We start from the raw sequence: 17546 nt of genomic DNA, 5'->3' as shown, positions 1-17546 counted from the left end.
AACGCCTCCGCGTGGAGGCCCGCGAGGGAGTGGCCGACCACGGTGACCGGGGCGCCGGTGAGGCGCAGGGCGTCGAGGACGCCGGCGATCCGGTGGGCCTCTCCGGCGGCGGTCGGGGCGGTGCGGGCGGGGGCGCTCAGGCCGTGGCCGGGCCGGTCGAAGCGGACGACGGTCCGGTGGGGGGCGAGGAGGGGCACGACCGGGTCCCAGTCGAACCAGCTCATCGCCAGCCCGGCGCTCAGCACGCAGACGGGCCCGGCGCCTTCGACCACGACGTGGTGGGCGACGCCGTCGACCCGCAGGAAGCCTCGCCAGCGCGTCACGGCCGTCCCCGCCCCGGCCCCGGGGGGCAGGCGGAGGAGGGCGCCTCGGGGGGCTGGGAGGAGGCAGGCGCGGGCGGCCCAGCGAGCCCCTCGGGGGGCGTCCCGGCGGGCTCGGCGGCCCCGGATACCGGCGGCCCGGCGGAGACGGGGGCTTCCGCGGTTCCCGGCGCGCCCTTCGCCTCGGCCGCCGTCGGCCTCCGGGCGGATACGGGCGCGATTCCCCCGGCGGACACGGAGGCGGACGGCCCGGCGGAGGAGGCGGACGGCCCGGCGGCAGCGGAGTGCCCGGCGGGTTCGCGGGCCTGGGCGGGGGCGGGCGGCTCGACGGCCGCGGTGGCTTCCGCCGTCCCCGGCGCCTCCGCCGCCCCCGGCGCTCCCGCCGTCCCCGACGCTCCGACCGGCCGGGGCGCTTCGTGCTCCGCTGCCGCTCCCGGTGCCTCCGGTGCCGGCGGTTTCCCTGCCGCGCCCGGCGCCGGTCGCCCCGTCGGGTCCTGCGGGGTCTCCCTCGTCACGGCCCAGGCCAGGACCAGCAGCCACGCGGCGACCAGCAGCACCTGGAGGCGCTGTCCGGCGCCCAGGCCCCAGTGGCCGCGCTCCGCCTCGAACGCGGCGACCCCGGCCAGCGTCCACACCGTGGCGGCGGCCGCCGCCACGGCCAGCGCGCTGCCCGTGCGGGCCACCGCCGGCCAGCGGCCGTAGCGTCGCGCGGCGAGGGTGAGGGCGGCGAGGCCCGCGAGGGCACCGGCCATCGCGAGGCTGGAGCTGACGGCGTGCGCGAGGTGGGTGACGGCACGTCCCCGCTGTCCTCGCGAGCCGCGCAGGCCGCGTCGGCGGTGGGGGTGCAGCTGAGCGGCAGCCGCGAGTCGGCGGCGGTGGCGGCTCCGAACAGCGCCAGCGCCGCCCAGCCCGCGACCGTCAGCGGGCGCCGCTCCGACCGGGCAAGCGCCCCGAGCGCGGCGGTGAGCACCAGCAGTCCGGACACGAGGTCGGTGGTGCGGAAGAGCACCCCGAGGCGCTGGTCGGTGGCGGCGAGTTCGCTGACGTACGACTGGACGGGGTCGAGTCCGGTGCCGAGGACGGTTTCGAGGAGCCACGCGCTGTACGTGACCGCGCCCAGGGCGAGGAGGACGGCGAGGGGCCACCGCGCGGTGCCCCGGCCGCGGGGCGGCGGTGTCATGGGCCCATGATCGGCGCGCGGCCCGGCCACCGCAAGGCGGGTACCCCACGGGGGTAGGCTGCGGCGTATGGCGGTCAGGGCGGTCAGGCGGAGCGCGCAGGGAGCCGCGCGGTACGGGCGGCTGCTGCTGCTCGCCGCCCTGCTGCTCGGCTTCGTCACGATGCACACGTGGGGCCATCCTCCGGAGCATGCGGGTGCGCACTCGGCTGTGGCGTCCTCGCACGGTGCCCCGGCGCACGACGCACCGGCACAGCACGTCCCTGAAGACGTGCCCGGGGCCGGGATGGATCCCACGACGGCGTGCCTCTTCCTGCTGGGCTCGGCCGGAGCCGGCCTCCTGGGCGGACTCGCGCTGCGCCGGCTGAGGCGGCGGTCGTCGCCGTACGGCGCGTGGTCGACGCGGCTCGGCGGCCGCGGGCGGGCGCAGCGGCCGCACCGGCGGCCGCCACCACTGCGGGTGGCCCTCGCGGAGCTTTCGGTGCTGCGGATCTAGGACGCACGGGCGCGCCGCCCGTGCGGCGCTCACGCACGTCCTCTCCCTTCACACCGAACACCTGACACCGACACGAGGTGCACGACACCCATGCGCACGTTCCGCATGCACACATCCCGGCGCTCCCTGCTGGGCGCCGGGCTCGCCGCCGCCGGCCCGGCGGCGCTCACCGCCTGCACGGGATCCGAACCGGGCCGTTCCGGCCCCGGATCCGCCGGGTCCGGGCGGGCCCCCGAAGGCTTCGTCGCGCCGGACGGTCCGGAGGTCCGGGCCGCCGAGGCGGCGCGCGGCTCCGGCCCCGTCCGCACCGTCCGGCTCACCGCGACGGCCACGACCCTGGACCTCGGTGCCGGCCGGACCGTCAGGTCGTGGGCGTACGGCGACGAGCTGCCCGGCGGGGAGGTGCGGGTCACCGCGGGCGACACCCTGGCGCTGACCCTCGCCAACCACCTGCCGGAGGCCACGTCGCTGCACTGGCACGGGCTGGCGCTGCGCAACGACATGGACGGGGTGCCGGGCCTGACGCAGCGGGACGTGGCGCCCGGCGCGGAGTTCCCGTACCGCTTCACCGTGCCGCATCCGGGCACGTACTGGTTCCACCCCCACTCGGGCGCCCAGCTGGACCGGGGGCTGTACGCCCCGCTGGTCGTGGAGGACCCGAAGGAGCCCCTGGCGTACGACCGGGAGTGGGTGGTGGTCCTCGACGACTGGCTGGACGGTGTCGACGGGTCGACGCCCGACGCCGTGCTCGCGGAGCTCCGCCGGGGCATGGGCGGCGGGCACGGGGACGGCCACGGCGGGCACGGGGGGCACGGCGGCGGGCACGGGGACGCGGGGGCGGGCGCCCCGCCGTCTTCCCCTGCGCCGGCCGTGCCCTCGGGGGCGTCGGGGCCGTCGCGGATGGCGATGGGCGCGTCCAGTGAGCTCCTGGGCGGCGACGCCGGGGACGTGGCCTACCCGTACTACCTGGTCAACGGGCGCACGCCGGAGGCGCCTTCGGAGTTCCGCGCGGCACCGGGCGACCGGATCCGGCTGCGGATCGTCAACGCGGGCGGCGACACCGCGTTCCGGGTCGCGCTCGGCGGGCACCGCATGACGGTGACGCACACGGACGGCTTCCCCGTGCGGCACGTCGAGGCCGGCGCGCTGCTGGTCGGCATGGGCGAGCGGTACGACGTGCTGGTGACCGCGGGCGACGGGGTGTTCCCGCTGGTCGCCGCAGCCGAGGGGAAGGGGGCGGCCGCTCTCGCCGTGCTGCGCACGGGTGCCGGTGCGGCGCCGGGTGCCTCCGTGCGGCCCGCCGAGCTCACCCGCGGACCGGTGCTGACCGCGGACCGGCTCGCGGCGGACCCGTCCGTGGCCCTGCCGCCGCAGAAACCCGACCGGACGATCAGGATCCGTCTCACCGGCGGCATGGCGGCGTACGACTGGGCGTTCGACGGCGAGCCGTACCGCGCGGACCGGCGGCATCCGGTGCAGGAGGGTGAGCGGGTCCGGCTGGTGTTCACGAACACGACGGCGATGTGGCATCCGCTGCATCTGCACGGCCACACCTTCGCGCTGGCCGGCACGGCGGGCGGGCCCCGCAAGGACACGGCGGTGATCCTGCCCGGAGCGTCGCTCGCCGTGGACTTCGACGCGGACAACCCGGGGCTGTGGATGCTGCACTGCCACAACGTCTACCACGCGGAGGCCGGGATGATGACGGTGCTCGGCTACCGGCGCCGACCGGCCTCCGACGGCACCTGAACGGTGCGGGTCCTCCCGCGTTAGGGTGATCCTTTCACTCGGGGGAGGACCCGCATGAGCACGTCCGAATGGGACGACGACCCGTTCCGGCCGGGGTGGACACCGCCGTCGCCGAAGACCACGGCGACCGGGGAGCAGGAGCGGCCGGGTGGACCGGCCGGGCCCGGCGGCCAGGCACCGGCGGACCCGCAGGGGCCCGCCGACGAGCACGGCCGGCCGCACGTGCAGGAGCAGTCGGAGGAACCGGCGCAGCCGGGAGTGCACGGACCGGCGGACCCGCAGGGGCCCGCCGACGAGCACGGCCGGCCGCACGTGCAGAAGCAGCCGGAGGGGCCCCGGGCCCCGGGCGGGCCCGGGGCCGGCTTCGGTGCGCCGACCGCGCCGCCGTGGGCCGGTGCGCCGGGCGTGCCCGGCGCACCCGGTCCCTACGGCATGCCGTTCCCGCCTCCGTACGCGGCGCCCCGCAACGGGTTCGGCACCGCCGCTCTGGTGCTGGGCATCGTGGGCCTGGTGTTCGGAGCGATTCCCGTCGCGTTCGTGCTCGGCGGTGTGCTGGGGGTGCTGGCGCTGGTGTTCGGCCTGCTGGGGCGGGCGCGGGCCCGCCGCGGGGAAGCCACCAACCAGGGCATGGCGCTCGCCGGTGTGGTCCTCGGCGCCCTGGCGATCGTCGCCGTGATCGTGTGGGCCGTCTTCGTGGGGTTCGTCATCGCACACGCGCAGGGAGAGCTGGACGAGTTCGCCGAGCACGGCCCGTCGCCCTCCGCACCGGCGGTCCCGGGCGGCAGCGTGGAAGACGGACCGGACGACGAGGTGCCGGACGACTACGGCAGCGACCACCCCGGCAGCACGGAACCCCTCGCCTGGGGGCGTACCCACACGTACGCGGACGGCCTCAAGGTCACGGTCGGCAAGCCGGAGCGGTACACACCGCCCGCGCACATGGCCGACTCCGTCCCCGAGGGCGCCGTCACCCTGCGCGTGAAGCTCAGCCTCGCCAACGGGGGCACGGAGCCGGCGGACATCCGGCACGCGCTGCCCCTCCTCAAGGACGCCGACGGGACCGAAGCGGAGCACGCGGGGAACTACGAGGACACGGGCCTGCACCTGATGGCCAAGGAGCAGCTGGCGCCCGGGGAGCGGGTCGACGGCACGTTCTCCTTCACCGTGCCGGCCGAGACCGCGGGGTCCCTGGAGGTGGCGGTCATCCCCGCCGTCTCGGTGTACGGGGAGACCGTCTGGACGGGCCCCGGCACCTGAGCGGCCGCACGGCTCCCCCGCGCGGACCGGGCCGGCCCCGCCCCGGGGGCAGCGGGCCGCCTGGTCCCCGGGCGCCCTTCCCGGTGGCCGGGCGGGGCGGGGGCGGCTCCCCGCCTCCCCCAGGGACATCGCGTCGGACTGACGATTACACTGGGCGGCGTGCCTCAACTTCGCCTCGCCCTGAATCAGATCGACTCCACCGTCGGTGACCTCGCCGGCAACGCGGAGTCGGTCGTCCACTGGACCCGGCACGCCGCCGGGCAGGGAGCGCATCTCGTCGCGTTCCCCGAGATGGTGCTGACCGGCTACCCCGTCGAGGACCTGGCCCTGCGCTCGTCGTTCGTGGAGGCGTCGCGGGCCGCGCTGCGCGCGCTCGCCGAGCGGCTGGCGGCCGAGGACCTCGGCGAGGTGCCGGTGGTCGTCGGCTACCTCGACCGTGCCGAGAAGGCGCAGCCGCGGTACGGCCAGCCGGCCGGCGCCCCGCAGAACGCCGCGGCGGTCCTGCACCGCGGGCAGGTGGTGCTCACCTTCGCCAAGCACCACCTGCCGAACTACGGGGTCTTCGACGAGTTCCGCTACTTCGTTCCCGGCGACACCCTGCCGGTCGTCCGGGTCCGCGGCGTCGACGTGGCGCTGGCGATCTGCGAGGACCTGTGGCAGGACGGCGGCCGGGTGCCCGCGGCGCGCAGCGCGGGCGCGGGGCTGCTGCTGTCGGTCAACGCCTCCCCGTACGAGCGGAACAAGGACGACACCCGGCTGGAGCTGGTGCGCAAGCGCGCCCAGGAGGCCGGCTGCACCACCGCCTACCTGGCGATGATCGGCGGGCAGGACGAGCTGGTCTTCGACGGCGACACGATCGTCGTGGACGGCAACGGCGAGGTGATCGCGCGGGCGCCGCAGTTCGCGGAGGGCAGTGTCGTCCTGGACCTCGACCTGCCGGCGGCGGCCGCCGAGCCGGTGGAGGGCGTCGTGGACGACGGGATGCGGGTCGACCGCGTGGTCCTGTCGGAGGAGCCGCTGCCCGCGTACGAGCCGGAGCTGACCGGTGGCTACGCGGACCGGCTCGACGACGACGAGGAGATCTACACCGCGCTCGTGGTGGGCCTGCGGGCGTACGTCGCGAAGAACGGCTTCCGCTCGGTCCTGGTCGGCCTGTCCGGTGGCATCGACTCGGCGCTGGTCGCCGCGATCGCGTGCGACGCCCTGGGGGCGGAGCACGTGTACGGGGTGTCGATGCCGTCGAAGTACTCGTCGGAGCACTCGAAGGCGGACGCGGCGGAGCTGGCCCGCAGGACGGGGCTGCACCTGCGCACCGTGCCGATCGAGCCGATGTTCGACGCGTACATGGGGTCGCTGGGGCTGACGGGGCTGGCGGAGGAGAACCTCCAGTCCCGGCTGCGCGGCACGCTGCTGATGGCGCTGTCCAACCAGGAGGGCCACATCGTGCTCGCCCCGGGCAACAAGTCCGAGCTGGCGGTGGGCTACTCGACGCTGTACGGCGACTCGGTCGGCGCGTACGGCCCGATCAAGGACGTGTACAAGTCGCAGGTGTTCCGGCTGGCGAAGTGGCGCAACCGGGCGGCGGAGGAGCGCGGGCAGACCCCGCCGATCCCGGAGAACTCCATCGTGAAGCCGCCGAGCGCGGAACTGCGGCCGGGGCAGGTCGACACGGACTCCCTGCCGGACTACGACGTGCTCGACCGGATCCTGGAGCTGTACGTCGACCGGGACCAGGGCCTGGAGGCCATCGTGGCGGCGGGCTTCGACGCGGAGCTGGTGGCGCGGACGCTGCGGATGGTGGACGCGGCCGAGTACAAGCGGCGCCAGTACCCGCCGGGCACGAAGATCTCCGCGAAGGGCTTCGGCAAGGACCGGCGCCTGCCGATCACGAACCGCTGGCGCGAGACCGGCTGACGCAAGGCCGTGGCGAGGGGGCTTCCCTGGGGGAGGCCCCCTCCGCGCGTCCGCGGCCGGCTCGCGGCGCCCGCCGTGCGGAGGGCGGGGCGCCGCCTGCCCAGTCGTGCGGCGGCCCCCTCCGGCCGGCCCTCGCGGACCGCCGGGGAGGCCGGGCGGCCGGGGAGGCAGCCGGGCCGTCAGAGCGTGACGCGGGCCGCGATCGGCAGGTGGTCGCTCGGGGTGCGGGGCAGGGACCAGGAGGCGACCGGCTCCACCCCCTTGACGAGGATCTGGTCGATGCGGGCCATCGGGAAGGCGGCCGGCCAGCTGAAGCCCATGCCGTCGCCCGCCGCCCCCTGGGTGGAGCGCATCTGCGAGGTGACGGCCCGCAGGGCGCGGTCGTTCATCGTGCCGTTGAGGTCGCCGAGCAGGATCACCCTGCGGTTGGGCTCGCGGGCGATGGCCTCGCCGAGCTCGTCGGCGCTGGCGTCGCGCTGGCTGGCGGTGAAACCGGCCTTCAACTTGACCCGCACGGACGGCAGGTGCGCCACGTACACGGCGACGTCACCCCGGGGGGAGGCCACGGTGGCGCGCATCGCCCGCGTCCAGCCCAGGCGGATGTCGACCGGGCGGCTGTCGCCCACCGGGTGCTTGCTCCACACCCCGACGGTGCCCTGCACCGAGTGGTACGGGTACGCGTCGGCCAGCGCCCGCTCGTACGCGGGCACCATCGACGCCTTCAGCTCCACCAGGGCCACCACGTCCGCACCGGACGCGGCGACCGTGCCGGCGGTGCCCTCCGGGTCGGGGTTGTCGGCGTTGACGTTGTGGGACACGACCGTCAGGTCGCCGCCCGCACCCGCCTTGTCCGTCACCAGGCCCCCGAAGGCGTTGGCCCACACCAGTGCCGGGAGGAGCGTCGCGATCACCGCGGTGGCGGAGCGGCGCAGCAGGGCCAGCAGGAGCAGGACGGGCACGAGGAGCCCGAACCACGGCAGGAACGTCTCCGTGAGGCTGCCCAGGTTGCCGACCGCGTTGGGGATGTGGGCGTGCAGCGCCATGAGGAGGGCGAGCAGCACGCAGCAGAGGGCGAGGACGACGCCGCGGCGCCAGAGCCCCGGGTCGTCGCGGAGGCGGTCGGCCAGCGACCGCAACCGGGTCTGCGGGCGCCGCGGCTCCGCGACCCCGTCCCGGTCCTGGTCATGTCGTCCGCCCCACGCCATCCTGCCGCCCTCACGTGCTGTCCTGCCTGTCCCGTCCCGGTCACGACAGTAGGCGATCACGGAACGGCCGTACGGCCACGAGGACGAGCCGGGGCGGGGACGAGTTCCTGAGGGTGCGGCAGAAGCGCGGGTTGTGACAGAACCCGCACACTTCTGGCCTGGGGTTTTCCCGCCGTTCACAGGCGGCGCACGCCCCGGGGGCGGTGGCGCGGGAGCGGTCAGGGCGTGGACCGCACCGCTTGGGGGCGGTCCTCCCCGCCGACGGGGCGCGGACGGTCCGGGCCGCCGCCGGGCCGTGCCCGCCGCCCCGGCAGGAACAGGGCGACGACCGCCGCCCCGGCCGCCGCGACGGCCGCCGAGCAGAGCGCCGTCACATGCATGGCGTGCAGGAACGCGGCGTGGGCGGGCGCCACCAGGGCCTCCCCCGCCGCGCCCAGGCGGTCCGCGGCGGCGAGGGTCGCCTCGACGGACTCCCCCGCCGCCGCGCGGTCCCCCGGCGGCAGCATCCCGAGGTGCCCCTCGATGCCGTTGCGGTACGCGGCGGACAGCACCGAGCCGAGCACGGCCACCCCGAGGGCGCCGCCGACCTGCCGGAACGTGTTGTTGACGGCCGAGCCGGAGCCGGCCTTCTCCCGGGGCAGCGACTGCATGACGGTGACCGTCACCGGCGGCATGACGTGGGCCATGCCGGTGCCCTGTGCGAACAGCACCAGTTCGACCGCCCAGATCGGCGTCGCGTCGTCGAAGCCGGTGAACGCGGCCATGCAGGCCGCCACCAGCAGCAGCCCGGCGGTGCACACGGCCCGGGCCCCGAACCGCCGCACCACCAGCCGCGACCGCGGCGCGAACACCAGTTGCGTCACCGCGAGAGGCAGCAGCAGCAGGCCCGTCTCCAGCGGGGTGAAGCCGCGCACGCTCTGCAGGTAGAACGCCGTGAAGAAGGTCACGCCCATCAGCGCGAAGAAGACCAGCGCGATGCCGCAGACGGCGGCGGAGAACGCCGGGACGCGGAACCAGCCCATGTCGAGCGCCGGGTGCGCGGTGCGCCGCTCGTGCAGCACGAAACCGGTCAGCACCAGCAGTCCGCCCGCCACCGGCAGCACCACGCCCCAGTCCGCGAAGTCGGCCTGTTCGCCGCCCCGGATGATGCCGTACACCAGCAGCACCAGTCCGACGACGGACAGGGCGACCCCGCCGGGGTCGAGGCGGCCGGGCGCCGGGTCGCGGGACTCGGGCACCACCAGCGCGGTGGCCGCCAGGGACACCACCACCACCGGCACGTTCACCAGGAAGATCGAACCCCACCAGAAGTGTTCGAGCAGCAGCCCGCCGGTGACCGGGCCGACCGCGATGGCCACGCCGACCGCGCCCACCCAGATGCCGATGGCGCGGGGCTGTTCGTCCCGCTCGAAGACGTTCATGAGGACGGCGAGCGTGGCGGGCATCACGAAGGCCGCGCCGAGCCCCATGACCGCGCGCCACACGACCAGCTCGACCGGCGAGTCCGACAGCGCGGCGAGCGCCGAGGCCACGCCGAACAGGGCGGTGCCGCAGAGCAGGACCCGGCGGCGGCCCAGCCGGTCGCCGAGCAGGCCGGCGGTGAACAGCAGCCCGGCGAAGACCAGCGCGTACGCGTTGATCGCCCACTCCAGCTGCCCCTGGCTGGCGCCCAGGCCCGCGGGCGGGGGGAGCGCGATGGTCTTGACGGCCACGTTCAGGCTGGAGTTGTCCAGCACCACGATCAGCAGGCTGATCATGAGCACGCCGAGCACCGCCCAGCGCCGGCGGTGCACGTCCGCGGGGACGGTGGTGGGGGGCGCGGGCTCGGGGGGCGGCGGGGCGCCGGTGGACGGGGCCATGTCTCGACGGTAGGGAGGCGGCGGTACGGCGTCGTGCCGCGCTACTCCATTCGCCCCACGCTCCCTCCCGTCGCTCCCCCTCCCGTCGGCTTCCGTGCCGCGGCCGCGGGCCGGCCGGCCCCCGTCCGGGGCCGTGTCGCGGAGGCTCGTCCACCGGTTCGCCGGGCGACTTCCGTCGCGCGGCACGTAGTGCCACCATGGACGTGGTCTGGGGACGCCGTCAGGGCGCCTCAAGATGACGAAGGAGCCGTTCCACATGACGCTTCAGCCTGCCCGTGAGCAGACCGGCGACAGCAGCGGGGGCAAGCACCCCAAGGCGCTGTACGGCGGCAAGGGCACGCGCCGCATCACCGTCCACGACATCGCCTCCGCCAAGGAGCGGGGCGAGAAGTGGCCCATGCTGACCGCGTACGACGCGATGACCGCGTCCGTCTTCGACGAGGCCGGGATCCCGGTGCTGCTCGTCGGCGACTCCATGGGCAACTGCCACCTCGGCTACGACACCACCGTGCCCGTCACGCTCGACGAGGTCGCCATCCTGTCCGCCGCCGTCGTCCGGGGCACCCGGCGCGCCCTGGTGGTCGGCGACCTGCCGTTCGGCTCGTACCAGGAGGGGCCTGTGCAGGCCCTGCGGTCCGCGACCCGGCTGGTGAAGGAGGCCGGCGTGGGCGCGGTCAAGCTGGAGGGCGGCGAGCGCTCGCTGCCCCAGACGCGCATGCTGGTCGACGCGGGCATCCCCGTGATGTCGCACCTCGGCCTGACCCCGCAGTCCGTGAACACCATGGGGTACCGGGTGCAGGGCCGCGGCGACGAGGACGCCCACCGGCTGCTGCGGGACGCCAAGGCGGCGCAGGACGCCGGCGCGTTCGCGGTGGTGCTGGAGCTCGTGCCGGCCGAGCTGGCCGCCGAGGTGACGCGGTCGCTGCACATCCCGACCATCGGCATCGGCGCGGGCGCCGGCACCGACGCGCAGGTCCTGGTGTGGACCGACATGGCCGGGATGACCGGTGGCAAGGTGCCGCGCTTCACCAAGCAGTACGCGGACCTCCGCAAGACCCTCGGCGACGCCGCACAGGCGTTCGCGGAGGACGTCGCGGGCGGGGCCTTCCCCGCGCAGGAGCACACCTTCCACTGACCTCCGCCCCCGCCGCCCACCGACCACTGCGGCACGGACGACAGCCCGCCGACCTTCCCCCATCGGCGGGCTGTCGGGCGTCCGCGGCCGGGCGCCCTGTACGGTCGACCGGGTCGGGGGCCGGCGGAACCCGGCACCCGACGTGCGAGGAGCCCGCCATGACGTCCACCGCCTTCCGCCGCGACCGCGAGGGCCACGGGCGCGTCAGCCCCGTCTTCCTCGGCATCGCGGCGGTGACCGCCGTCACCGGCTGGGCGGTGTGGAGCGGGTTCGCGGCCCTTCCCGGGCTGGCGGTGTTCCTCTTCGTGACGTCGGCGTGGATCGTCTCCCTGTGCCTGCACGAGTACGCGCACGCCAGGACGGCCCTGCACGGCGGGGACCTGACGGTGGGGGCGAAGGGCTACCTGACGCTGAACCCCCTCACGTACACGCACGCCCTGCTGAGCATCGTGCTGCCCGTGGTCTTCGTGATCATGGGGGGTATCGGCCTGCCGGGCGGCGCGGTCTTCATCGAACGGGACCGGATCCGCGGCCGCTGGAGGCACAGCCTGGTCTCGGCGGCGGGCCCGCTGGCGAACGTGCTGCTGGCACTCGTGTGCACGGCGCCGTTCTGGCTGGGTCAGGCCGGGGCGATGCCGACCGGGTTCCGCTTCGCGCTGGCGTTCCTCGCGCTGCTCCAGGTGGGGGCGGCGCTGCTGAACCTGCTGCCGGTGCCGGGCCTGGACGGGTATGGGATCGTCGAGCCGTGGCTGTCGCACCGGGTGCGGCGCCAGGTGGAGCCGTTCGCGCCGTTCGGTCTGATCGCCGTGTTCGTGCTGCTCTTCGAGCCCAGCGTGAACCAGGCGTTCTTCGGGCTGGTCGACGGCGTCCTGGAGGGCCTGGGCGTCGCCGGGTCCGACACGTACTGCGGATGGGACGCGTACCGGTTCTGGGAGGACGCCGACGCGGTGTGCGCGGCAGCGGCGGCCGTGCCCGCCCGGTGAGCGGTCAGCCCGCGGTCTGCCGGTCCCGGCGCCAGTAGTACCAGCACATGTTGGACGACAGACCGGCCAGCAGGACCCAGACGACGCCGAGCCACATGCCCTGGACGAAGGAGACCACGGCCGCGGTGGTGGCGAGCACGCAGACGACGAGGCTGTAGAGCGCGAGGCGGGACATGGGGGTCGGCTCCTGTCCGGGGTGGGCGGGCGGTGGTGCCCGTCCAGTGTCCCCCATGTGCGCCGGTGCCCCGCGTCAGGGCACGGCCCGGAAGGAGGGGCCCGCCCCGCGGCGCCGTCAAGGCGGGGCGGGGCGGGGCGGGGCCGGCTTCCGGCGGGGTCCGGCCGCTACCGGCGGCCGGGGTCGACGTCGGTGAGGCGCAGCCCCGCGTGGGCCTTGTACCGGCGGTTCACGGAGATCAGGTTCGCGACGAGCGCCTCGACCTGGTGGGCGCCGCGCAGCCGCCCCGCGAAGACGCCGCGCATGCCGGGGATGAGGGCGGTGAGGGCCTGCACGATGTCGGTGTCGGCGCGCTTCTCGCCGAGGACCATCACGTCCGTGTCGATCTCCTCGACGGACGTGTCCTGGAGCAGCACCGCGGACAGGTGGTGGAACGCCGCCGTCACCCGGGACTCCGGCAGCAGCGCGGCGGCCTGCTGGGCGGCGCTGCCCTCCTCCGGCTTCAGCGCGTAGGCGCCCTGCTTGTCGAAGCCGAGCGGGTTCACGCAGTCCACGACGAGCTTGCCGCGCAGTTCGGTGCGGAGCGTCTCCAGGGTCCTCGCGTGGCCCTCCCACGGCACGGCGACGATGACGACGTCGCTGCGGCGGGCGCACTCGGCGTTGTCGGCGCCCTCGATGCCGAGGCCCAGCTCGGCGGCGGCCGCGTGGGCGCGTTCCGCCGCGCGGGAGCCGATGATCACCTTCTGTCCTGCGCGGGCGAACCGGTAGGCGAGGCCGCGGCCCTGGTCGCCGGTGCCGCCGAGCACGCCGACGACGAGTCCGGACACGTCGGGCAGCTCCCAGGGGTCCCTGGTCTTCTTGGTCTCCGTGTCAGTCATGGAGGTGACACTACGTGCCACGGCGCCCGTACGGGTGACGCGGCGCGGAACGCGCGCGGGGGCGGTCGGCGGCCCGGCAGGATGCGGCGCCATGGACGCCGTACGGGTCGCGCTGCTGCGCGAGGTCCTCGCCGGGACCGCCTGGCCCGCCGCCGCACGCCGGTTCGCCGGGGCGCTGCGCTCCTCCGTGGTGCCGCAGGGCGGCGGGCTGCTGCTGGTGGGCACGGAGCGGTACGAGCCGTGGCACCTGGCCGCGCACCTGGCGGACGAGGCGATGTGGTCGGGTCAGCCGGAGCTGGCGCCGACGCTGGTGCGCCACCGGGCGCGCCCGGACGGGCCCGCGCACCTGTCGGTGGGCCTCGGCCGGCTGGAGGCGGCGGGGCGGGGGGCGACGCTGCTGGTGGTGGCTCCGGACCGGCCGGGCGGGGGGCTGCTGGAGCGGGTGCACGACGCGCGGCGCGCGGGGGCGACGGTGCTGTCGCTGGATGGCGGGGACCCGGAGGTGCACGGCCTCGCGCACGAGGCGCTGTCGGTGCCCGCCGGGCGGGACGAGGGCGTCGACCTGGACCTGGTGCAGCACCTGGTGAGCGCGGCGGCCGGGGAGAACAGCCTTCCCGTGCCGCGGGGGCGCCGCCGCCTGCGGGACCGGCTGGCCCGCCTGGCCGACCACATGACGGCGCCGCCCCCGGCCCGCTGGTAGCGGAGACGGCTTCCGGGGCCGGTGGGAGGACACCGCTCCCCGCGTCGTCGCCGCTGCCGTGCCGTGGGGGCGGCGCGCGGGGGCGGCGCCGGCTCCCGGCGGGAGAAAACCGATTGCCGGGGAGCCGGTGCGTTGCGGAGCATGGCACCTCGTGACCGAGAAGCTCTCCGCGCTGCTGCCCGACCTGTCGCCGTGGCGTTCCTCCCGGGATTTCCGGCTGCTGTGGGTGCAGGGCCTCGTCGCGTACTTCGGCAGCTTCACGGCCATGGTCGCCCTGCCGCTCCAGATCAAGGAGCTGACGGGTTCTCCGCTCGCCGTCGGGGCGATGGGGGCGGTCGAGCTGGTGCCGCTGGTGGTGTGCGGCCTGTACGGCGGGGCGCTGGCGGACGCGGTGGACCGGCGCCGGGTGATCCTGGGCACGGAGGTGTGCCTGGGCCTGCTGGCTGGGGTGCTGCTGGTGAACGCGCTGCTGCCGGAGCCGCTGCTGTGGCCGCTCTACGTGGTCGCCGCCGGGGTGTCCGCGTGCGCGGGCCTCCAGCGTCCGGCGCTGGACGCGCTCATCGCGCGGATCGTGCCGCACGACCAGCTCACGGCGGCGGCCGCGCTGAACGCGCTGCGCTGGCAGCTCGGCGCGATCGCCGGTCCGGCGGCGGCGGGGCTGGTCGTGGCGTACGCCGGTCTCCCGGTCGCGTACGCGACGACGGTCTGCTGCTTCGTGTTCTCCGTGCTGCTGTGCCTGCGGCTGTCGCCCGCGCCGCCCGCGCACGGCGGTGAGAAGCCGTCGCTGCGGGGCATCGTGGAGGGCGCGCGGTACGCGTGGTCGCGGCCGGTGCTGCTGGGCACGTACGCCGTCGACCTCGCGGCGATGGTGCTCGCCTTCCCGCACACGCTGTTCCCGTTCCTCGCGGACGAGCTGGGCGCCCCGTGGTCGCTGGGGCTCATGTACGCGGCGGGGTCGGTGGGGGCGGTGCTGCTGAGCCTGACCAGCGGGTGGACGGCGCGGGTGCGGCGCCACGGGCTGATGGTGGTGTGCGGTGCGGCCGGGTGGGGTCTCGCGGTCGCGGTCGCCGGGCTGCTGGAGAACGTGTGGCTGGTGCTGCTGTGCCTGGTCGCGGCGGGGGCGGGCGACATGCTGAGCGGTCTGGGCCGGTCCACGATCTGGAACCAGACGATCCCGGACGAGCTGCGGGGGCGGCTGGCGGGGATCGAGGTGCTGTCGTACAGCGTGGGTCCGCAGCTGGGCCAGGTGCGGGCGGGCGTCATGGCGGGGTGGACGGGGACGCGCTCCGCGGTCTGGGCGGGCGGCGCGGCCTGCGTGGGGGTGGTGGTGCTGCTGGCGGCGGCGCTGCCGAAGCTGGTCTCGTACGACGCGTCCACCGACGAGGACGCGCGCCGCCGCCGCGAGCTGTCGCTGTAGCGCCGGCTCGGCGGGAGCGGGGTTCGCCCGGGCCGCACGCGCCGGGGCCCCGCGCCGACGCGGGTACGGAGCGCGGCCCACGGACCGTAACGCGCGGGCGCGTCCCGCCAGGCCGTCCCGGTCCGGAACTTCCGCACGCCCGCTCCCGGGCCGCGCGGCCCGGGGCCTCCCGCGCGGCCGGCGGAGACGGCCGAGGCCGGTGCCGGTCGGTCGGTCGGTCGGGACGGCTCGTCGGGCGCGCGGGGCCGGGCGGGCCCCCGGACTCAGCGCGGCGCGCGGGACCTACGGTTCCGCGGGGCGGTCGGGTGCGCCGCCGTCCGGGTCCTGGTCGTGCCAGCGGGGGTCGGTCTCCCAGTCGAGGTTGCGGGCCTGCGCGGTCTCCATCGCGTGGGACGCCTCGGCGGCCGTCGCGTACGGGCCGAAGCGGTTCCTGGCCGGGCACTCGGGGCCCTCCTCGACCTTCTTGTGCTGCAGGCAGTAGTACCACTCGCCCGGCTTGCCCGCCGCGCGCTTCTTGAACAGGGCCATGTCCGGCTCCTTTCTCTGTCGCCATGGTGCCCCGCGCACCCTGGTTAGACTCGCTGGCATGTCTGGCCAGTCACTGCTCGTCCCAGGGGTCCTGTCCCCCACCCGTCCCGTTCCCGGCTCCATCCGCCGCCCCGAGTACGTCGGGAAGCCCGCCCCGAAGCCGTACGACGGCCCCGAGGTGCAGGATGCCGACACCGTCGAGCGCATGCGCGTCGCGGGCCGCATCGCCGCGCGGGCCATGGAGGAGGCGGCCAAGCACATCGCTCCCGGCGTCACGACGGACGAGCTGGACCGGATCGCGCACGAGTACATGTGCGATCACGGGGCCTATCCGTCGACGCTGGGCTACCGGGGCTTCCCCAAATCGCTGTGCGCCTCGGTCAACGAGGTGATCTGCCACGGGATCCCGGACTCGACCGTACTGCGCGACGGCGACATCGTGAACCTGGACGTCACCGCCTACATCGACGGCGTCCACGGCGACAACAACGCCACCTACCTCTGCGGCGACGTCGACGAGGAGTCGCGGCTGCTGGTCGAGCGGACCCGCGAATCGCTGCACCGGGCCATCAAGGCGGTCCGGCCGGGCCGGCAGGTCAACGTCATCGGGCGGGTCATCGAGTCGTACGCGAAGCGGTTCGGGTACGGGGTGGTGCGGGACTTCACGGGCCACGGGATCAACTCGTCGTTCCACTCGGGGCTGATCATCCCCCACTACGACTCGCCGCACCACACCACCGTCATGCAGCCCGGCATGACCTTCACGATCGAGCCGATGCTGACGCTGGGCACCCACGAGTACGACATGTGGGACGACGGCTGGACGGTGGTGACGAAGGACCGCAAGCGGACCGCCCAGTTCGAGCACACACTCGTGGTGACGGAGACCGGAGCCGACATCCTCACGTTGCCCTGACGCCTCCGGGGGGTACCTTTTTACCGACAGGGCGTCGGAAAGAGGTTGACTTAGGCAAGCCTAAGTTGCAGGATCGGTGGAGTCACGCCGCGCCCTGCCCTCTTCCCGCACCCACGGTTTCCCTCGGCCCCCCGGAGGCCCGCCTTGACCGCACGCGCCACCGCCGCTACCGCCGCCACGCCCTTCTCGACGCTCATCCGCACCGCGTCGCACGAGGCGCACATGGAGGCCGAGACGTCGACGTTCATGGGCGACCTGCTCGGCGGCCGCCTGGGCGTGGACGCCTTCGCCCGGTACACGGAACAGCTCTGGTTCGTGTACCGGGCCCTGGAGGGCGCCGCCGCCGAACGGCTGGCGGACGACCCGGTCGCCGGGCCGTTCCTGCGGCCCGAACTGCTGCGGACCGCCGCGCTGGAGCGGGACCTCGCCCACCTGCGGGGCCCCGGCTGGCGCGCCGGGGCGGCGCCGCTGCCCGCCACCGCCGCGTACGCCGCGCGCGTCGAGGAGTGCGCCCGCACCTGGCCCGGCGGGTACGTCGCGCACCACTACACCCGTTACCTGGGCGACCTGTCGGGCGGTCAGATCATCCGCGACAAGGCGGAGCGCACCTGGGGCTTCCCGCGCAAGGGCGACGGGGTGCGGTTCTACGTGTTCGAGGGCGTCCCGAACCCGGCCGCGTTCAAGCGCACCTACCGGGAACTGCTCGACGGGGTCCGCGCCGACGACCTGGAGCGGCAGCGGATCGTCGACGAGTGCAAGCGGGCCTTCGCCCTCAACACCGCCGTCTTCCAGGCGCTGGGGCGGGAGTTCCCGCTCAGCGCGTGACGCCGCGGGGGC

The 17546-nt window shown here is 75.4% G+C and carries 17 protein-coding genes and 1 pseudogene; 10 read left to right on the top strand and 8 right to left on the bottom strand.

Features of this window, described 5'->3' with window-relative positions:
- From BJP40_RS06770 to BJP40_RS36210, 3 genes and pseudogenes are all read right to left on the bottom strand, one after another.
- A partial coding sequence (locus tag BJP40_RS06770) for an alpha/beta fold hydrolase (protein ID WP_143065896.1) occupies positions 1 to 323 on the bottom strand: 323 nt, incomplete at its 3' end.
- Positions 320 to 1072 (bottom strand): hypothetical protein, encoded by a 753-nt coding sequence (locus BJP40_RS36215; protein WP_319020160.1) that lies wholly within the window; start codon positions 1070 to 1072, stop codon positions 320 to 322. The genes BJP40_RS36215 and BJP40_RS06770, both read right to left, overlap by 4 nt.
- 137 nt (positions 1073 to 1209) lie before the next feature.
- Positions 1210 to 1500: pseudogene (locus tag BJP40_RS36210) on the bottom strand (DUF998 domain-containing protein); the annotation flags it as partial.
- A gap of 67 nt (positions 1501 to 1567) precedes the next feature.
- On the opposite strand from BJP40_RS36210, the gene BJP40_RS06760 reads away from it, so the two are divergent.
- From BJP40_RS06760 to BJP40_RS06745, 4 genes are all read left to right on the top strand, one after another.
- Positions 1568 to 1993 (top strand): DUF6153 family protein, encoded by a 426-nt coding sequence (locus BJP40_RS06760; protein WP_071279432.1) that lies wholly within the window; start codon positions 1568 to 1570, stop codon positions 1991 to 1993.
- 90 nt (positions 1994 to 2083) lie between these two features.
- The gene (locus BJP40_RS06755; protein WP_071279431.1) at positions 2084 to 3742 is read left to right on the top strand and encodes a multicopper oxidase family protein; all 1659 of its coding nucleotides are present in this window, start codon (positions 2084 to 2086) and stop codon (positions 3740 to 3742) included.
- A gap of 54 nt (positions 3743 to 3796) precedes the next feature.
- Positions 3797 to 4999 (top strand): DUF4190 domain-containing protein, encoded by a 1203-nt coding sequence (locus BJP40_RS06750; protein WP_071279430.1) that lies wholly within the window; start codon positions 3797 to 3799, stop codon positions 4997 to 4999.
- Positions 5000 to 5158: 159 nt separating this feature from the next.
- Entirely contained in the window at positions 5159 to 6913 is a 1755-nt protein-coding gene (locus BJP40_RS06745; RefSeq protein ID WP_071279428.1) for an NAD+ synthase, read from the top strand.
- 179 nt (positions 6914 to 7092) lie between these two features.
- On the opposite strand, the gene BJP40_RS06740 is transcribed toward BJP40_RS06745, so the two are convergent.
- Both BJP40_RS06740 and BJP40_RS06735 read right to left on the bottom strand, forming a co-directional pair.
- Positions 7093 to 8118: an endonuclease/exonuclease/phosphatase family protein gene (locus BJP40_RS06740; RefSeq protein WP_079170974.1), complete on the bottom strand. Its 1026-nt coding sequence runs from the start codon at positions 8116 to 8118 to the stop codon at positions 7093 to 7095.
- 218 nt (positions 8119 to 8336) lie between these two features.
- A complete protein-coding gene (locus BJP40_RS06735) occupies positions 8337 to 9977 on the bottom strand; it encodes an MFS transporter (protein ID WP_071279427.1) in 1641 nt (546 codons plus the stop codon).
- A gap of 256 nt (positions 9978 to 10233) precedes the next feature.
- On the opposite strand from BJP40_RS06735, the gene panB reads away from it, so the two are divergent.
- Both panB and BJP40_RS06725 read left to right on the top strand, forming a co-directional pair.
- On the top strand, positions 10234 to 11112 hold the full coding sequence (panB, locus tag BJP40_RS06730; protein WP_071279439.1) for a 3-methyl-2-oxobutanoate hydroxymethyltransferase: 879 nt from the start codon (positions 10234 to 10236) through the stop codon (positions 11110 to 11112).
- A gap of 158 nt (positions 11113 to 11270) precedes the next feature.
- Positions 11271 to 12095: a site-2 protease family protein gene (locus BJP40_RS06725; RefSeq protein ID WP_071279426.1), complete on the top strand. Its 825-nt coding sequence runs from the start codon at positions 11271 to 11273 to the stop codon at positions 12093 to 12095.
- Positions 12096 to 12099: 4 nt separating this feature from the next.
- Here BJP40_RS06725 and BJP40_RS31445 read toward each other — a convergent pair whose 3' ends face one another.
- Both BJP40_RS31445 and npdG read right to left on the bottom strand, forming a co-directional pair.
- Positions 12100 to 12327: a hypothetical protein gene (locus BJP40_RS31445; RefSeq protein ID WP_079170973.1), complete on the bottom strand. Its 228-nt coding sequence runs from the start codon at positions 12325 to 12327 to the stop codon at positions 12100 to 12102.
- A 110-nt stretch (positions 12328 to 12437) separates the two neighbouring features.
- Positions 12438 to 13148 carry an NADPH-dependent F420 reductase gene (npdG, locus tag BJP40_RS06720; protein ID WP_071279424.1) on the bottom strand — a complete coding sequence of 237 codons (711 nt, stop codon included), beginning with the start codon at positions 13146 to 13148 and terminating at the stop codon, positions 12438 to 12440.
- 91 nt (positions 13149 to 13239) lie between these two features.
- Here npdG and BJP40_RS06715 point away from each other — a divergent pair, with 91 nt between their 5' ends.
- Complete coding sequence (locus tag BJP40_RS06715; protein WP_071279422.1) at positions 13240 to 13848, top strand: hypothetical protein; 609 nt, start codon at positions 13240 to 13242, stop codon at positions 13846 to 13848.
- 151 nt (positions 13849 to 13999) lie between these two features.
- The gene (locus tag BJP40_RS06710; RefSeq protein ID WP_071279421.1) at positions 14000 to 15265 is read left to right on the top strand and encodes an MFS transporter; all 1266 of its coding nucleotides are present in this window, start codon (positions 14000 to 14002) and stop codon (positions 15263 to 15265) included.
- Between the two features lie 282 nt (positions 15266 to 15547).
- On the opposite strand, the gene BJP40_RS06705 is transcribed toward BJP40_RS06710, so the two are convergent.
- Complete coding sequence (locus BJP40_RS06705; RefSeq protein WP_071279419.1) at positions 15548 to 15793, bottom strand: hypothetical protein; 246 nt, start codon at positions 15791 to 15793, stop codon at positions 15548 to 15550.
- A gap of 58 nt (positions 15794 to 15851) precedes the next feature.
- On the opposite strand from BJP40_RS06705, the gene map reads away from it, so the two are divergent.
- Both map and BJP40_RS06695 read left to right on the top strand, forming a co-directional pair.
- Positions 15852 to 16709 carry a type I methionyl aminopeptidase gene (gene map, locus BJP40_RS06700; protein ID WP_071279418.1) on the top strand — a complete coding sequence of 286 codons (858 nt, stop codon included), beginning with the start codon at positions 15852 to 15854 and terminating at the stop codon, positions 16707 to 16709.
- Positions 16710 to 16853: 144 nt separating this feature from the next.
- Positions 16854 to 17534, top strand: coding sequence for a heme oxygenase (biliverdin-producing) (locus tag BJP40_RS06695; RefSeq protein WP_226962682.1), 681 nt, complete (start codon positions 16854 to 16856; stop codon positions 17532 to 17534).
- Positions 17535 to 17546 lie beyond the last annotated feature (12 nt).

This window comes from Streptomyces sp. CC53 (assembly GCF_001865245.1).
GTDB lineage: Bacteria > Actinomycetota > Actinomycetes > Streptomycetales > Streptomycetaceae > Streptomyces.
This window is presented reverse-complemented; position numbering and strand designations above follow the sequence as displayed.

Excerpts from the sequence above, each read along its gene's own strand:
- BJP40_RS36215 (WP_319020160.1), bottom strand. The coding sequence starts at position 1,072 with ATGGCCGGTGCCCTCGCGGGCCTCGCCGCCCTCACCCTCGCCGCGCGA.
- BJP40_RS06760 (WP_071279432.1), top strand. The coding sequence starts at position 1,568 with ATGGCGGTCAGGGCGGTCAGGCGGAGCGCGCAGGGAGCCGCGCGGTAC.
- BJP40_RS06755 (WP_071279431.1), top strand. The coding sequence starts at position 2,084 with ATGCGCACGTTCCGCATGCACACATCCCGGCGCTCCCTGCTGGGCGCC.
- BJP40_RS06750 (WP_071279430.1), top strand. The coding sequence starts at position 3,797 with ATGAGCACGTCCGAATGGGACGACGACCCGTTCCGGCCGGGGTGGACA.
- BJP40_RS06740 (WP_079170974.1), bottom strand. The coding sequence starts at position 8,118 with ATGGCGTGGGGCGGACGACATGACCAGGACCGGGACGGGGTCGCGGAG.
- BJP40_RS06735 (WP_071279427.1), bottom strand. The coding sequence starts at position 9,977 with ATGGCCCCGTCCACCGGCGCCCCGCCGCCCCCCGAGCCCGCGCCCCCC.
- panB (WP_071279439.1), top strand. The coding sequence starts at position 10,234 with ATGACGCTTCAGCCTGCCCGTGAGCAGACCGGCGACAGCAGCGGGGGC.
- BJP40_RS06725 (WP_071279426.1), top strand. The coding sequence starts at position 11,271 with ATGACGTCCACCGCCTTCCGCCGCGACCGCGAGGGCCACGGGCGCGTC.
- BJP40_RS31445 (WP_079170973.1), bottom strand. The coding sequence starts at position 12,327 with ATGGGGGACACTGGACGGGCACCACCGCCCGCCCACCCCGGACAGGAG.
- npdG (WP_071279424.1), bottom strand. The coding sequence starts at position 13,148 with ATGACTGACACGGAGACCAAGAAGACCAGGGACCCCTGGGAGCTGCCC.
- BJP40_RS06715 (WP_071279422.1), top strand. The coding sequence starts at position 13,240 with ATGGACGCCGTACGGGTCGCGCTGCTGCGCGAGGTCCTCGCCGGGACC.
- BJP40_RS06705 (WP_071279419.1), bottom strand. The coding sequence starts at position 15,793 with ATGGCCCTGTTCAAGAAGCGCGCGGCGGGCAAGCCGGGCGAGTGGTAC.
- map (WP_071279418.1), top strand. The coding sequence starts at position 15,852 with ATGTCTGGCCAGTCACTGCTCGTCCCAGGGGTCCTGTCCCCCACCCGT.